Here is a 16,731-nt window from a genome sequence, read left to right on the forward strand (position 1 = left end):
CATGCCCATGCATGACGCACAGGCGGACGACGCAATCGGTGCGCGGCGGCATGCCGACCGCGCCCGGCGATCCATACTAACGAAGGAGACAGCGTGAGCAATCAGGATATGCAGGCGGCCACTCTCGGCCTCGCCCCCACTTTGCCGGCGTCAGCGGCATCCGCGCACGGCCCCATTCCTCTCGACGACGTTCCGCTGAACGCCTTTCACGTCAAGATCGCCGGGCTGACGTTCGGCGCGCACTTCACAGAAGGTTTCGCGCTCGGCACGATCGGCTATGCGCTTGCGTCGCTGAATCGGCAGATGCCGCTCGACGCCTTCTGGATGGGCATGATCGGCAGTTCCGCGTTGATGGGCATCTTTATCGGCAGTCTGGTTTTCGGCTGGCTGTCGGATCGCATGGGACGGCAGAAGATTTTCCTGCTGAGCTTCATCATCATCACAGCGGCTGCGTTCGCGCAGTTCTATGTGCGTTCACCGCTCGAGTTGTGTTTGCTGAGGGTGTTGATCGGCTTCGGCATGGGCGGCGACTTTGCGGTGGGGCATGCGATCCTCGCGGAGTTCTCGCCGCGCAAACATCGCGGCACGTTGCTTGGCTCGTTCAGCGTGGTGTGGACCGTCGGGTATGTGGTGGCGAATGTGCTCGGCATGCACTACGCCGATGCATCGCCAGATGCATGGCGCTGGCTGCTGGCGTCGGCGGGTGTGCCGGCGTTGATCGTTCTCGTGCTGCGCATGGGCACACCGGAGTCGCCGCGCTGGCTGCATGGCAAAGGACGCACGGCGGAGGCGAAATCGATCGTGCTGAAGCACTTCGGTGCGAACGTCACTCTGGACGGCGGCCACGACGAGCACGCGCAAACGGCGGGCGGTTTCATGCGTCTATTCAAGGCTGATCTGATTCGCCGCACGATTTTCAACTGCGCGTTCTTCGTGTGTCTCGTCATTCCGTACTTCGCTGTTTATACGTTTCTGCCGACTATTCTGAAAGCGATTCACTTGAACAATGACTCGAGCGCGGATTTTCTGTTGAACGGATTTCTCGTGCTTGGCGCGTTGATCGGCATCTGGCTCACGATCAAACTTCCGCGGCGCACGTTCTTGATCGGCTCGTTCGCGGTGACTTGCGTATCGCTGATTGCGTTGAGTGTGCTGCCGGAGTCGGCGACGCTCGGCATGATCGTCGCTTTCGGAATTTTCACGCTCACCATGTCGGCGTTCTCGAATCTCGTCGGCGTGTTTCCGCCGGAGTGCTTTCCGACCGAAGTGCGCGCGTGCGGCGTCGGACTCGCGATTGCGTGCAGCCGGCTTGGATCGGCCGTCGGCACGTTTCTGCTGCCGCTCGGCATCGTGCATTTAGGCTTCCATATCACGATGATGGTGCTCGCCGCGGTGTTGCTGATCGGCATGGTGGTGTCGATCGCGTGGGCGCCGGAAACGAAGCATTTGACTTTGAACGAAGCGAGCGGCGCCTAGTTCGCTGGAACGTTGAAGAGAACCCGCCGCGTCGGCAACGATGCGGCGGGTTTTTGTTTTTGGGCTTGAAACCATGGCACTAGTCGGCATGGCACGGCATTCGGCGATGGCTTCCGTGGTTATGATGTCTTGCGTGGCCGATTGCCGCGCTCTGTCAACGCGTCACCACCGGTTGACCGGCATTGCGCGCCTCAAAAGCTCGCAATGCCCGCACTCTCGCCCGTTCTCGACGCGCCATGTCTCTCGGTCGAATCCGAAAAGAGGCGATTTGTCCCAGATACTTCTTATCTAGGAAGCCTTAATATCCTAACTCGTCTTAACGAAGCAAAGTGAGAACCATATAAATGGTATTTGCTTGGCTAGGAAATAGGAATCCTTGGGTAACTCCAAGATCTCCGTTGAATCCCGTTTTTTTGTAATTGTTAGGAATAGAAGCAATGAAATCAATGATCTCCGCAACCGCGATCGCCGCCAGCGGTCTGTTCTGTCTGGTACCGCTCTACGCTAATGCGGCGGACGGCACGATCACCTTCACTGGCAATGTTACGGACACGACCTGCTCGATCAACGGAAACGCAAGTGGCACACCGGCAGACAAGACGGTCACGCTGGCTGATGTTCCGACCGGGTCGCTCACACAGGTAGGCAACACGGCTGGTACAACGAATTCGGCCGATCTGCAATTTGTCCTGACGGGCTGCAGCGGCACGGCTACCAAGGTGATTGCCGGCTTCGAGAACGGCCCGACAGTCGACCAGGCGACGGGTTTTCTGTCGAGCAGTGGCACTGCGAAGAATGTGGAGGTCCAACTCCTCAACGCACAGATGCAGGTCATCAACGTTACGACGGGCGCGAACAACGATATCGGCTCGAACGGCGTGACCATCGATGTCGACGGGGCGACGACTCTGCAGTATTACGCGCGGTATTACGCGACGGCCGCTGCCGCGCCCGGCACGGTCATCTCATCGGTTCAGTACACGATGGAATACCAGTAAGTGTGGGTCTCGGGCGCTCGCCATGCGAGCGCCTTTTTGCACGCTTATTTTGAGAAATTTGACGGGCCGATCGTGATAACGCTGTTCAGAAATTCGATGATGGGAATCGGCCTTGCCTGTGTGCTACTGGCTGGCGATGTACGGGCGAGCGTGACGATTGGCGGCACGCGCGTGGTGTATCCGCTTGAGCAGCGCGAAGTCACGGTGAAGCTGGAAAACGACAGCCGCTCGCCCTCGCTCGTGCAGGTCTGGATCGACGACGGCAAGGCGGATGCCAAACCCGGTGAGGTCAAGGTGCCGTTCGTGATTACACCGCCGATTTTTCGCATGGATCCGAAGAAGGCGCAGACGTTGCGCGTGATGTACACCGGCGAGCCGCTGCCGCAGGATCGCGAGTCGGTCTATTGGCTCAACGTCCTGGACATTCCACCGAAGGCAAAGACTGCCGCGGACGTCAATACCCTGACTCTGGCCTATCGCACCCGTATCAAGGTTTTTGTACGACCCGGCAAGCTGCCTGGCGAGCCGGAAGACGCACCCGCGCAACTTAGCTGGGAGATCGCCGCGTCGACGGACGGCAAGGATCAGGCCGTCAGCGTTTCGAATCCGACACCGTACTACGTGTCGTTCAGCGAGATTCACGTGGAAAGCGGTGGCCATACCTTCAGCAGCCAACGGGGCGGCATGGTCGCGCCGCATGCGTCGGCGGTCCTGCCGATCGCGAAGATGAACGCCGTCGCGGCCGGCGCGAAGGTGCACTACGTCGCGATCAGCGACTACGGCGGTCCGATTCGCGGTGACGCCGCACTCGGCGACTAGGCCACCACGTCTTCAATCGGGCGGCAAGCTGCCGCCCCTGGCTAACCCATTCTCGTACAAGGCGTGCGTTGCGCTGACAACGCACAGGGACGACGCACGCCTGTTGCAGGATATTGAACACCGCTCAGAACATGAAAGCTTCATTCCGTCGCGCGTCGTCTGTTCGCGTAGGCGAACTCTCCGGTGCGTTCAGGCTGCACCCCATCGCGGCACTTGCAGCAGTGGCGTTCGCGATGTCAGGGGCTCAGCCAATAGACGCGCAGGCGTCCGAGCAAGGCGGACCGGCGGCGGTGGAGTTCGACACGACCTTTCTGCGGACCGACGCGAATGCAACGGTGGACGTGTCGCGCTTCGCGCGCGGCAATCCGGTATCCGAGGGTGTGTATTCCGTCGATCTGTTCGTTAATGGCATTCGCGTTGCACGCCAGCATGTGCGTTTTGTGGCCGCGCGCGGTACGGTCGACGCGCGTCCTTGCTTCAACCGGGCCATGCTGGAGAAGCTAGGCGTCGATTTCGCCAAGGTTGCCGCGAGCGATGGGGCCAAGACGGCGGATGCCGGAGCGCCGGATGAATGTGTCGACCTCGCGGCAACCGTGCCCGACTCCACGATGGACTTCGACTTTGCGGACCAGAAGATCACGTTAGGCGTGCCGCAAAAGTATATGCGCAATGTAGCGCGCGGTTACGTCCCCCCTGAGATGTGGCAAAACGGCGTCAACGCAGCTTTCCTGAGCTACAACGCCAACGCGTATCACAGCGGCGGATCGGGCTTCGAGTCGACCCAAAGTTACCTTGGACTGAATGCCGGCGTGAACATCGGCGCGTGGCACTTTCGTCATCAGTCGTCTGCGACCCAGCAAACCGGCGCACCCACCCAGTTCGACAACATTGCCACGTACCTTCAGCGTGACATTACCGCGCTGAAATCGCAGTTGACGGTCGGCGACGGCTACACGACCGGCGATGTATTCGACAGCGTGCAATTCCGCGGTGCGCAGATTGCCACCGACGATCGCATGCTGCCCGAATCGCTGCGAGGCTATGCGCCGATCGTGCGTGGCACGGCGGAATCGAACGCACGCGTGACGGTTCGTCAGAACGGCCAGGTGATCTATGAAACCACCGTCTCGCCGGGCCCGTTCGAAATCAAGGACCTTTACGCGACCGGCTACGGTGGCAATCTGGATGTCACGGTGACCGAAGCCAACGGCCGCGCGAAGAGCTTTACTGTGCCTTACGCCTCGGTTGCCCAGTCGTTGCGGCCTGGCACGACACGGTTTTCAGTTACCGCCGGTGAGCTTCGTACCTCCGCGCTCGAGAACAGCCCGTATTTCGCGCAGTTCACCTTGCAGCGAGGACTCACCAATCTGATCACCGCATATGGCGGCGGCGTGGCCGCCAACGACTATCTCGCTGCGGATGTGGGCGCGGCGCTGAACACGAAGTTCGGTGCGCTCTCAGCCGACGTGACGGCTGCACAGACCCAGATTCCCGGTCAAGGTACATCGCGCGGCACCAGTTGGCGTATCGGTTATAGCAAGTTCATCGACCCGACCAACACGAATATTGCCATCGCGGCATATCGGTATTCGACGGCCGGCTACATGAGCCTCACTGACGCCGCCACGCTGCGTGACCGCGCAATGCGCGGCGACGATCTGAACTCGGTTTATCGGCAGCGCAGCCGTTTTCAGATCACCCTCAATCAGAATTTCAAGCTATACGGTACGGTCTTTTTGAACGCTTCCGCGCAACAGTATTGGAATCGAAGCGGTAACGATCTGTTCTACCAGGCAGGTTACACCAATAGTTTCAGGTACGGCACGTACAGCATCAGTGCGGGACGCACGCGCAGTTCGGACGGTTCGATGTCCGACCAGATCATGTTGAGCACCACGTTGCCGCTCGGCCGCGGCCGCTATTCGCCGCTGATGTCGACGAACTTCAGCAGTTCGGGCGGAAACACCAGCCTCCAGGCCAATGTGAGCGGCTCGCTCGGCGAGCGCAACCAGTACTCGTACAACGCGTATGGGACGTATGGCGCGGCTCAAGGCAACAGCACGCTGAGCACGGGCGCCAGCGGCGCCTATCGTGGACCGTATGCCCAGTTGACGGGATCGGCTAGCGCGGGAACGAGTTCGAGCCAGATCTCCGCCGGCGTCAGCGGCTCGATCGTCGCGCATCCAGGCGGTGTGACTTTCTCGCAGACGGTGGGCGACACGTTCGGCGTCGTCGAAGCGCCGGGTGCGGCGGGCGCCAGCGTGACCAACTCGCCCGGCGTCAAGCTCAATGGTCGAGGCTTCGCTGTGGTGCCGTATCTGACGCCATACGGCATGAACACGGTGGAAATCGATCCGAAGGGTACATCGACCGACGTCGAGTTCGAGTCGACTTCGGAACAGGCGGTGCCGCGATTGGGTTCAGTGGTGCTGATCAAGTACAAGACGGTGAGCGGCCGCGCCGCGTTGATTCGCGCGCCGCAACTTGGCGGCAATGCGCTGCCGTTCGGCGCGGACGTGGTCGATGCCAACGGGCGCACGGTGGGTGTGGTTGCCCAGGACAGCCGGATATTCGCGCGCGGCCTCGATGATAACGGCACGCTTTTCGTCAAGTGGGGTGCGGTTGGGGCGGAGCAGTGCAAGATTGATTATGTGTTGCCGAAGCCGAGCGGTAAGGCGGGCGCGGTGTATCTGTCGGTGGAAGGGCATTGCGCGGGCGGCATTCAGTCGACGCAGGACGACGCACGCTTGGACCAACCCAATCAAACGAATTGAGAAGGTGAACAGATGTTCGGGATGAGATCGACCAGGTATGAGCCCAGTGACGGAGATATCTCTGGCGAGCAGGCGGCAAGTGGCGTTAGTCAATGCGGCGGCCAGTCGTCGGTTGGGCGGATGTCGGTGCATGTTGCCCATCGCCTGCGGCCCGGATTCAGCCGAGCAGGGCATTGCACGCCGACAAATGGAGCTGTCGGCGCAGATTCAGATGCGCTCGCGCCGTATCTGACGCCTCATGGCATGAACACGTCGGGTACTGATCCGAAGGGTTCATCAACCGGCGTTGAGTTTGAGTCGGCGCCCGAGCATGCAATAACGCGGTGTGGGGCGGCGGCTATGCTGAAGTACAAGACGGCGACAGGACGGGCGGCGCTGATTCGCGTGCGGTGCCCGGACAGAGAAGCGCTGCCGTCCGGCGCGGAGGCGCTGCATGCCAACAGCAATCATGTCGGCGTGGTTGCAGAAGCGACGAGATGCGATCAGGCCAAAAAGTCGCCGGTAACCGGCTTTGTCAGCCGGTACTTGAAATCGCCGACGGCTGCGAGCATGTGGATGTTGCTCGTGTCGAGCTTATGCATGTCAGAGGCGAAGGCCGACTGTTCGTGGTTAAACGGTCAGACCACCGAAAATTACACGTTTAACATTCCTGCCCTGACCGTCTCGCGCGACGCCGCCGAAGGCCGGGTCCTTTACACCAGTGAGCAGTATGCGTCTCCGTCGACTCAAAGTTTTGCAACCTGTTCGGGAAACACGCCGGCTAATCGGACAGTCACAGGCGGGGCGCAGGTGAGATCCAATCCCTATACGTTTGCAACCAATGTGCCGGGTATCGGCATGCGGTTTTTTCACGACGCGGGCGGCTCAAAAAGCTATTGGGGAGCCGGCAATCAGGAATACTTTAATGGATCGTGGGGGTGGAGCGGGGCGATGTTGGGCGTTGAGGTGGTAGTTACCGGCCCGGTAGCTGCCGGCACCATCGACGGAGCGCTGGTTGGGACGTTTCGGCTCGGCTCGTTGACCGTGGCAAATCTTAGAGTGACGCCTGCCAGCGTCGCGGCTTCCACCTGTAGTGTGGTCACGCAAACTTTGCCCGTGACGCTCCCCACCGTCCGTCCGAGGACTTTCCTGGGAATTGGTTCAACGGCTGGTGCGCAAGTCTTTTCGATTGACCTTGACTGTACCGGGCCGAACGCAGCGGTCTTCGTAACGCTAACAGACAACACTTCGCCTACCAACCGGTCAGGCATCCTGTCGCTCACGCCGGAGTCAAGTGCTCAGGGGGTTGGATTGCAGATCCTAATCCGCGGGAATCCTGTAAGTTTTGGTGCCGATTCTGCGGTTGCGGGCAATCCCAACCAGACGTTCGCCGGTACGGCAGGTGTTGGGCTATTGAACATTCCGCTGATAGTCCGCTACATGGCGACAAGTATGCCTGTCGGTGCGGGGACGGTAGGCGCGGTTGCTACTTTTACAATGTCCTATCAGTAAAGGTGGACATGATGCGTAAACAGATTTTTGCTCCCCATTGGTTGATGCGCGTCCTTGTCTTATTGGCATTGGCGGCTGGGTGGTCGGTGCATGCGTATGCCGAGTGCCCGACCTCGTCGGGCTTGCCTGCGACATTCACGTATGGCTCGATAGCCGTCTCCGACTCAGCCGCCGTGGGCGATGTGATTCCAGGGACGGTTCAGAGCTTCACCTTCATCGGAAAGTGCTCGGCGAGTTCGCTTTTCAACCAACCGATAGTCGCGTGCCCAGCCAGCGGCACAGCAGTGCCCGGTATGACGGGGGTTTATCCGACGAACGTTGCGGGAGTCGGTATGCGGATGCGCGATGCAAACGGCAAGCCGATGGTAGGAACGGGCTCCTGCTCCACCGATTCCCAGATCGGAACCACTGGCGCCGATGGTAGCTTCAATGTTTCGGGAACGTTTGAGCTTGTCAAAACGGGACCAGTCACTGGCGGGTCAATTACGGGCGCGTCCTACAACAGCGGCATCCTGAGGACCGGCACCACACTCAACAACGACGCGGCCACGCTGTCGGTCGCGAACAACACGCCCGTGCGAGGTGTCACGTGCTCGGTGACGTCCGCAAGCGCTAACCAGACAATTCCGCTCGCGACGACCAGTCCGGCGGCGTTTCCGACGGGCGGCTCGGTCGACGCCAAAACACCGTTTTCTCTGGGTCTCAACTGCCAGTCCGGGGTTAAGGTAGCAGTGACATTTAGTTCGACGTCCGGCAATTCAGGCGTCGCGTCAGTTTTGGCAAACGCAGGTTCGGCGACGGGCATCGGTGTGCAACTGCTGGACGCGTCGCAGTCGCCGCTCGCGCTGGATGCCGCTCTTTCGCTTACGTCGAGCACGACAGGTAACATGTCGTTTCAGTTTTTCTCACAGTACTATCGGCTGGGGGGCGCGCCTGTGGTTGCCGGAACGGTTCGGGCGACCGCTATCTTTACGATGAGTTATCAATAGGTGCAAAGAAGTGGCTCCGAGAATTCGGACAATTCGTTAGTTCAGGTCGCGATGCCGGCGGCCAGCAACCGGCAACACTCCATTAAACGTGCGGCTCGGTTGTGATGCGGGCCTGCGTGTCTACGCGACCGTGTCGGTTAGCAACACGATTTCGACGTTGGCCTTGACGCCGGATTCGACCGCACAAGGCATCGGTTACCAGATTCTTTACTCAGCGAACGCTATCGTCTTCGGACCCGATTCCGCCGCGGCTGGACATGCCAATCCGTTCGCGGTTACCGCGGGCCAGACAGACGGCGGCATCGTGGATCGTCCCTCACAGCACGTTGCTTCCGATCCGGGAACGTGAGCGTCGGTTCAGCGAATGCGAAGGCGACGCTCACCCTGTCGTATCAATGACTTCGTTGGCTCTATGCGGCTGGTCTCAATCGTCCGGTGGCGCTACGACGACGGCGTGAGCAACCTGCTCGTCACCCGGGCTTCGGCACCATTTCCCGCATCTTTCCTGCTGAACGTCCACGCTTTTTTTCAGGCCTAGGAGTCTAGGACTGTTCTTAATTGAGCATGCGTGACTCGTCGCAAAAAAACCTTTGTGAACCCCGCGAAGCCATGCCAGGCATGGGAAAGCGTCGGCGTCGAGTTATTAACCGTATCTCAATAATTTAAGACTCGTCTGAGCGACTGCCAGAGCGCACTTTTTTAAGATTCTATTCATGGTGATCGAAGCTTCAGTGGATGCAAACACGGAGTCAAGCGAAAGCAACGATAACCGCAGCGGTTCGACGTGACGACACGAAGTGACCGCTGATTTCGAAACCTTCAATGAATTGAATCTCAGGAGCATTAAATGAAACAACGTTTTATTTCCGGACTTTTCGTGGTTGCTGTCGGCGCAGTCGCCATGCTGTCGATGAAGGCCCATGCCGCGGACGGCACGATCACGTTCACCGGCAGCGTCTCCGACACGACCTGCTCGATCAACGGCGTGTCCTCCGGTAACCCAGCCGATATCGCCGTCACGTTGCCGCCGGTTCCGGCAGGTGCGTTGGCATCGGCAAACGCAACAGCCGGCACGACTAGCGCCGGCGCCATCCAGATGAAGTTGACTGGCTGTTCCGGTGCTGCAACCAAGGCTGTCGCGCGCTTTGAAAACGGTCCGACGGTCGATCAGGCGAGCGGTTATCTGGTGAACCAGTCGACGATCACCCCGTCACAGAACGTCGAAATCCGCTTGCTGAATGCGAACATGCAACCGATCAACATCCTCACCGGCGCCAACAACGACATCAGTGCCAACGGAGCACCCATCTCGGCAGGCAGCTCTACGGTGAACTACTTCGCTCAGTACTTTGCAACCGGCAAGGCGCAACCAGGCTCGGTGACGTCGTCGGTCCAGTACACGATGCAATATCAATAAGTAGCAAAGAAACGGCGTTTGTTGCGGCAAACGTCATTTTTATGGACTAGTTTTAAGATTAGTCGTCGTCAAGCTTGAAAAGGAACGGTGATGAAAACGATACGTCGATGGATGACAGTGGCGGGTCTTGTTAGCGCGTTGTTCGCGGGCGCGGCGCACGCGAGCGTAACGATCGGCGGCACGCGGGTCGTGTATCCGTTGGATCAGCGGGAAGTGACGGTCAAGCTTGACAACGATAGCCGCAACCCGTCGCTCGTGCAGGTGTGGATGGACGACGGCAACGCCGACGCGAAGCCCGGCGAGTCCAAGGTGCCGTTCGTGATCACGCCGCCTATCTTCCGGATGGACCCGCAGAAGTCGCAGACGTTGCGAGTGATGTACAGCGGCGAAGCCTTGCCGCAGGACCGTGAGTCCATCTATTGGCTGAACGTTCTGGATATTCCGCCCAAAGCCGCGCACACCGCTGATGCCAATACGCTCCAGTTCGCATTCCGCACGCGGATCAAGGTCTTCGTGCGACCGCCGAAGCTGCCAGGCCGGCCCGAGGAGGCGCCGCGTCAACTCGACTGGAAGGTCGTCCCCGCGCCGGTCGGCAAAGGGCAGGCGCTAGCGGTGTCCAATCCGGGCGCTTACTACGTGTCGTTCAGCGCGATCGACGTAACGGCCGATGGTCACACCTACAAGAACGACAATGGCGGCATGGTCGCGCCGCACGGCACGCAGATCATTCCCGTGCCGCAGATGGCCGGCGTGCAGGCCAGCGCCAAAGTGCACTACGTTGCTATCAGCGACTTCGGCGGCCCGATTGAGGGCGATGCGACGCTGAGCCAATAACGCGAGGCTTGCCCTCGTGTCCTTCCAGGGCAGCTTCACGCTGCCCGATCCCTTTCCAGTTCGAGCTTCTCCCTATCGCGCAAGCCGCGATACGCGTCAACGCGCGCGGCCTCATTTCCTTATCTCGTAATTCAGAGCCGTCCTAGGGATTCCTATCTCGTAAATCCATAACATCGACTTGTACCTCATCAAGAGGCCGAAGTTTTCTGCAAGCGGTGTTACGGACATGAAATCCTCGCGTCAAATCCAATCGAATTCTCACTTCAACGACGATCACGGTTCGTTCGGTCTCAAGCCGGTCACTGCCGTCGTGCTGTCGGTCTTTGCGGCGTTGGGTTATATGGCGCAGGAAAGTGCCAGCGCGAAGGATGCAACTCAAGCATCCAGTGCCGTCACGTTCGACACGACGTTCCTGCAGACCGACGCGAAACAGACCGTCGATGTCTCGCGCTTTGCGCGCGGCAACATCGTGTCGCCCGGCGTGTATTCCGTCGACGTGTTGATCAACGACGTGCGCGTTGCCCACGACAACGTGCGCTTCGTCGCGGCGCGAGATGGCGAGAGCGCGCGTGCGTGCTTCGATCGCAAGACGCTCGAAGGCTATGGCATCGATTTCGCGAAGGTTGACGCCGAGCACAAGGACGGCGCCACGAAGTCCACGGCGAGCGATTGCATCGACGTTGCGGCGACCGTCCCTGAGGCGAGTATCGAGTTCGACTTCAGCGAGCAGAAGCTCGCGATCACCGTCCCGCAGAAATACATGCGCAACTCGGCACGCGGTTATGTGTCGCCCGAGCTATGGGAGAACGGCGTGAACGCGGGCTTTCTCAGCTACAACGCGAACGCCTATCAGTCGAACAGCAACGGCACGCATTCGACGCAGGAGTATCTCGGCCTGAACGCCGGCGTGAACATCGGCGCGTGGCACTTCCGTCACCAGTCGTCAGTATCGGCGGCGACGGGTCAGGCGACGCAGTTCGACAACATCGCCACTTACGTGCAACACGATGTCGCGAAGCTGCGCTCGCAGGTGACGCTCGGCGATGCGCAAACGACGGGTGACGTATTCGACAGCGTGTCGTTTCGCGGCGCCCAGATCGCAACCGATGACCGCATGTTGCCGGAATCGCTGCGCGGTTACGCGCCGATCGTACGCGGCACGGCGGATAGCAATGCGCGCGTGACGGTGCGGCAGAACGGTCAGGTGATCTACGAGACGAGCGTGTCGCCCCGGGTCCGTTCGAGATCAAGGATCTGTACGCAACCGGCTATGGCGGCAATCTCGATGTGACCGTCACCGAGGCGGACGGCCGCACGAAGAGCTTCACCGTGCCCTACGCAGCGGTGGCACAGTCGCTGCGGCCGGGCACGACGCGTTTTGCGGTGACGGCCGGCCAGTTGCGCGACGAGTCATTGCAAACGAAACCTGCTTTCACCCAGTTCACGATGCAGCGCGGCCTGACCAATCTGGTCACGCTGTATGGTGGCGCAATTGCATCGAGTGGATACATGGCCGCCAACATGGGTGCGGCATTCAACACGAAGTACGGCGCGATCGCCACCGATATCACGGCCGCGCGCACCGACGTGCCCGGCCACGAATCGCTGCATGGCAATAGTTTGCATATCGGCTACAGTAAATTCATCGATCCGACTTCGACGAATATCGCGCTGGGCGCTTACCGCTTTTCCGACTCGGGCTACTTGAACTTCGCGGACGCCGCTTCATTGCGCGACCTCGCGGAGCACGGCCGTAACGCGAACGCAGCCGACCGCCAACGCGGCCGCCTGCAATTGACGGTGAATCAGAGCCTGAGCAATAACCACGGTTCGGTGTTTTTGACGGCGTCGTCGCAGCATTACTGGAACCGGCCCGGCAGCGATGTGTTCTATCAGGCCGGCTATTCGAACGGCTTCAAGTTCGGCACATACAGCGTGACGGCGGGCCGCACGCGCAACTCGGACGGCACGTTGTCGAACGAGATCATGCTCAGCACGACGATTCCGCTTGGCCACACGCCGCACGCACCGGTGCTGACGACGAACCTGAACGCGGGTAACGGCGCAGCCACGATGCAGGCGAATATCAGCGGATCGGCGGGCGACCACAACCAGTACTCGTACAACGCGTATGGGACGGCTGGGCAGGGTTCGTCGTCGGGGGCGAATGTGAACGGCGGTGTGAGCGGCGTGTATCGCGCGCCTTATGCGCAGATGACGGCGTCGGCGAGCGCGGGAGCCAACTCGGCGCAGGTGTCGGCAGGCGTGAGCGGCTCGATCGTCGCGCACCCGGGCGGCGTGACGTTCTCGCAGACGGTCGGCGATACGTTCGGCATCGTCGAAGCGCCGGGTGCGGCGGGCGCGACGGTGTCGAGCGCGACGGGGGTGAAGGTCGATCGTCGTGGCTATGCCGTGGTGCCGTACCTGACGCCGTATGGCATGAATACGGTGGATATCGATCCGAAGGGCTCATCGACCGATGTGGAGTTCCAGTCGACGTCCGAGCATGCGGTGCCGCGGCTGGGGTCGGTTGTGATGCTGAAGTACAAGACGGTGACGGGGCGGGCGGCGCTGATTCGCGCGCCGCGGCTGGGTGGTGAAGTATTGCCGTTCGGCGCGGATGTGCTTGATGGCAATGGCAATCATGTCGGTGTGGTTGCGCAGGATAGCCGGATTTTTGCGCGCGGCCTTGAGGATAAGGGGACGTTGACTGTCAAGCTGGACGAAGTGGCGGGACGCGAGTGCCGGATTGAGTACATGTTGCCGAAGTCGGCAGCCAGAACGGATGCAGCATATGCGTCGGTAGAAAGCCACTGTCTTTCGGTCGCGACAGACTAACAGACGCAAGAGGTTAATAGCAGTTGATCCTGAGGTGGGACCAGTAAGAGGGGCATCTACTATGCATGCCAGGCATTCGCAGTGTCGCTCGATGGGTCCGCGAGAGGATGAGGTCAATTCTGACCGAAGTGGGGCTATATGGTGGCTAGAATGCAGGAGCGGTACCCGTCGGCAGTGGCAAATTATCAGGAACTCGCTTGAAGGAGGCGTGCGATGCAAACTGTCCGTCATTTAGAAGCTACCAGAACCGGTTCGGTTAGAACATCTGCGGTGACTGGCTTTATGAGTCGACATTTGAGGTCACTGACGATTGCGACCGCCTGGGCGTTGCTTCTGTCAGGCATGTGCGCATCAGAGGCGAAAGCCGACTGCTCGTGGTTGAACGGCGAGACCACCGAAAATTACACGTTTAATATTCCAACCCTGAGTATCTCGCGTGACGCCGCCGTCGGCACCGTCGTTTATGCGGCCCCTGTCCAGCCCGCAAATCCGCCGAGCGCTAACTTTGCGACATGTTCGGGAAATGTACCGGCTAATCGCACTGTCACCGGTGGTGCGCAGGTGTCCGCCAATCCCTATACGTTTGCGACCAACGTACCTGGTATCGGCATACAATTTTTTGACGAATACGGCGGCGCGAGACGCTTCTGGGGAGCCGGTAGTCAGGAAATCTACAATGGACAGTGGACGTGGGGCGGAACGATGTTGGGCGTTCAAGTGGTGATTACCGGCCAGGTAGCTACCGGCACGATCAGCGGCGCGTTGGTTGGCACGTTCAAGCTCGGCTCGTTGACCGTGGCAAATCTTAGAGTAACGTCTGCCAGCGTCACGGCCTCCACCTGTAGTGTGGCCACCCAAGCTTTGGCCGTGACATTGCCGACCGTCAGTCCGAGCGCTTTCCAAAACGTTGGCTCAACGGCCGGTTCGCAGCCCGTTTCAATCAGCCTTAACTGCGGCGCGTCGAACGCAAGGGTGTACATAACGCTAACAGACAACACATCGCCTACCAACACGTCAAGCATCCTGTCGCTCAAGCCGGGATCAAGTGCTCAAGGTGTTGGATTGCAGATCCTGAGCGGCGGAATCCCTGTAAATTTCGGTGTTGATTCTGCGGCTGCCGGCAATCTCAACCAGTGGTTTGTCGGTACGGCAAGTGGTGGTTCAATGAACATCCCGCTGACAGTCCGCTACATCAAGACAAGTACGCCTGTGAGTGCGGGGACTGTGGGCGGCGTGGCTACTTTTACGATGTCATATCAGTAGCTCGGCGTTGTTACGGACATCCGGGCGAATATTTGCTTTTAATACTTGTGTCGAATGACGTGTATCATCGCCACTTCCTTGGGGTTTTGCCGGCTGCGACGCCCCCGTCCTACCCCAATAATTCGGCAAGCGGCGATCAGGGTGTTCCCAGAACGCGAGTGTTTGCCACGGCCTTTTTCAGCAACCGATGTCAGTCTCCGAACTCAAACGCCGCCGCACGTTCGCGGTCATTTCCCACCCGGACGCGGGTAAGACCACGCTCACGGAAAAGCTCCTGCTGTTCTCGGGCGCGATCCAGATCGCCGGCACCGTGAAGGGCCGCAAGAGCAACCGCTACGCAACGTCCGACTGGATGGAAATCGAAAAGCAGCGGGGCATTTCGGTGGCGAGCTCGGTGATGCAGTTCGAGTACGGCGACGCCGTCATCAACCTGCTCGACACGCCGGGCCACGAAGACTTCTCCGAAGATACGTACCGCGTGCTGACCGCGGTCGACGCCGCCGTCATGGTGATCGACGGCGCGAACGGCGTCGAAGCGCAAACGCTCAAGCTGCTCGAAGTCTGCCGCAGCCGCAAGACGCCGATCGTCACCTTCATCAACAAGCTCGACCGCGAAGTGCGCGAGCCGCTCGAACTGCTCGACGAAATCGAGCAGCATCTGGGCGTCGCCGCCGTGCCGTTCACGTGGCCGATCGGCATGGGCAAGGACTTCCAGGGCGTCTACGATATTCAGCGCGATCAGGTGCGCATTTTCCGCGCGGGACAGGATAAGGCCGGCGGCGAAGTGGAAACGCTGCAAGCGCCGAGCGACGAAGAAGGCGAGCGCCGCTTCGGCCACGCCTGGATCAAGGCGAAGGAAGAGATCGATCTGATCTCCGGCGCGTCGCCTGATTTCCATCGCGAGCAGTTCCTTGCCGGTCAGCAATCGCCGGTGCTGTTCGGCTCGGCGATCAACAACTTCGGCGTGAAGGAAATTCTCGACGCGCTGGTCGACCTGGCGCCGCCGCCGTCCATGCGCATGACCGTGCAGCGTCCGGTCATGCCGGACGAGCCGAAATTCACCGGCGTCGTGTTCAAGGTGCAGGCGAACATGGATCTGGCGCACCGCGACCGCGTGGCGTTTATCCGCGTGTGTTCGGGGCATTTCGAACGCGGCATGGCCGTGAAGGTGACGCGCACGAACAAGACTTTCCGTGCCAATAACGTGGTGACGTTCCTGTCGCAACGTCGTGAGACGGTGAGCGAGGCGTATCCGGGCGACATCATCGGTATTCCGAATCATGGCACGCTGAGTCTCGGCGATACGCTGACCGAAGGCGAGCAGTTGCAATTCGTCGGCCTGCCGTTTTTCGCGCCGGAAATTTTCCAGACCGTCGAAGTGGTCGATCCGATGCGCGCCAAGCAGCTCGGCGAGGCGCTCAAGCAACTCGGCGAAGAAGGCGCGATCCAGGTGTTCCGTCCTGAAGTGGGCGGCCTCATGATTCTCGGCGCGGTCGGTCAACTGCAGTTCGAAGTGGTGTCGCACCGTTTGTCGACGGAATACAAGGTCGACGTGCGCATGGCCCCGGCGCGCTACCGCATGTCACGCTGGGTAACTTGCGACGACGCAGCCGAACTGCGCCGCTTCACCGATTCGTACGCGGCGCGCATCGCGCTCGACGCTTCCGACGCACCGACGTATCTGGCTTCGCACGTGTCGGAGATCGAAGTCGCGCAGAAGGCGTGGCCGAAGATCGTGTTCAACGAGTTGCGCGAGCACTCGGGCGCGCCGTTCAAAAAGGCGATGTAAGTTCGCCGCACTGGTTTCGACCGAAAAACAAATCAAGGCAACG

The 16,731-nt window shown here is 60.0% G+C and carries 12 protein-coding genes; all 12 read left to right on the top strand.

Features of this window, described 5'->3' with window-relative positions; genetic code table 11:
- The first annotated feature begins 93 nt into the window (after window positions 1–93).
- On the top strand, window positions 94–1,476 hold the full coding sequence (locus B0G73_RS13990; RefSeq protein ID WP_106281639.1) for an MFS transporter: 1,383 nt from the start codon (window positions 94–96) through the stop codon (window positions 1,474–1,476).
- Between the two features lie 437 nt (window positions 1,477–1,913).
- Window positions 1,914–2,474, top strand: coding sequence for a fimbrial protein (locus tag B0G73_RS13995; protein WP_106281641.1), 561 nt, complete (start codon window positions 1,914–1,916; stop codon window positions 2,472–2,474).
- Window positions 2,475–2,570: 96 nt separating this feature from the next.
- On the top strand, window positions 2,571–3,293 hold the full coding sequence (locus B0G73_RS14000; protein ID WP_106281880.1) for a fimbria/pilus periplasmic chaperone: 723 nt from the start codon (window positions 2,571–2,573) through the stop codon (window positions 3,291–3,293).
- A gap of 131 nt (window positions 3,294–3,424) precedes the next feature.
- Window positions 3,425–6,067 carry a fimbria/pilus outer membrane usher protein gene (locus tag B0G73_RS14005; RefSeq protein ID WP_106281643.1) on the top strand — a complete coding sequence of 881 codons (2,643 nt, stop codon included), beginning with the start codon at window positions 3,425–3,427 and terminating at the stop codon, window positions 6,065–6,067.
- Between the two features lie 339 nt (window positions 6,068–6,406).
- Window positions 6,407–7,558 (top strand): fimbrial protein, encoded by a 1,152-nt coding sequence (locus B0G73_RS14010; RefSeq protein WP_106281645.1) that lies wholly within the window; start codon window positions 6,407–6,409, stop codon window positions 7,556–7,558.
- A gap of 8 nt (window positions 7,559–7,566) precedes the next feature.
- The gene (locus tag B0G73_RS14015) at window positions 7,567–8,547 is read left to right on the top strand and encodes a fimbrial protein (RefSeq protein WP_146144176.1); all 981 of its coding nucleotides are present in this window, start codon (window positions 7,567–7,569) and stop codon (window positions 8,545–8,547) included.
- An 847-nt stretch (window positions 8,548–9,394) separates the two neighbouring features.
- Window positions 9,395–9,964: a fimbrial protein gene (locus tag B0G73_RS14025; protein ID WP_106281650.1), complete on the top strand. Its 570-nt coding sequence runs from the start codon at window positions 9,395–9,397 to the stop codon at window positions 9,962–9,964.
- Between the two features lie 90 nt (window positions 9,965–10,054).
- Window positions 10,055–10,798: a fimbria/pilus periplasmic chaperone gene (locus tag B0G73_RS14030; protein ID WP_106281652.1), complete on the top strand. Its 744-nt coding sequence runs from the start codon at window positions 10,055–10,057 to the stop codon at window positions 10,796–10,798.
- 226 nt (window positions 10,799–11,024) lie between these two features.
- Entirely contained in the window at window positions 11,025–12,089 is a 1,065-nt protein-coding gene (locus tag B0G73_RS41760) for a fimbria/pilus outer membrane usher protein (RefSeq protein WP_308706136.1), read from the top strand.
- A complete protein-coding gene (locus B0G73_RS41765) occupies window positions 12,053–13,636 on the top strand; it encodes a fimbria/pilus outer membrane usher protein (RefSeq protein ID WP_308706142.1) in 1,584 nt (527 codons plus the stop codon). Before B0G73_RS41760 ends, B0G73_RS41765 begins: the two co-directional genes overlap by 37 nt.
- A 213-nt stretch (window positions 13,637–13,849) precedes the next feature.
- Window positions 13,850–14,899 (top strand): fimbrial protein, encoded by a 1,050-nt coding sequence (locus tag B0G73_RS40015; protein WP_146144177.1) that lies wholly within the window; start codon window positions 13,850–13,852, stop codon window positions 14,897–14,899.
- 187 nt (window positions 14,900–15,086) lie between these two features.
- A complete protein-coding gene (locus B0G73_RS14045; protein ID WP_106281655.1) occupies window positions 15,087–16,688 on the top strand; it encodes a peptide chain release factor 3 in 1,602 nt (533 codons plus the stop codon).
- Window positions 16,689–16,731 lie beyond the last annotated feature (43 nt).

Origin of the sequence: Paraburkholderia sp. BL25I1N1, from assembly GCF_003002025.1 — a bacterium.
Lineage (GTDB): Bacteria > Pseudomonadota > Gammaproteobacteria > Burkholderiales > Burkholderiaceae > Paraburkholderia.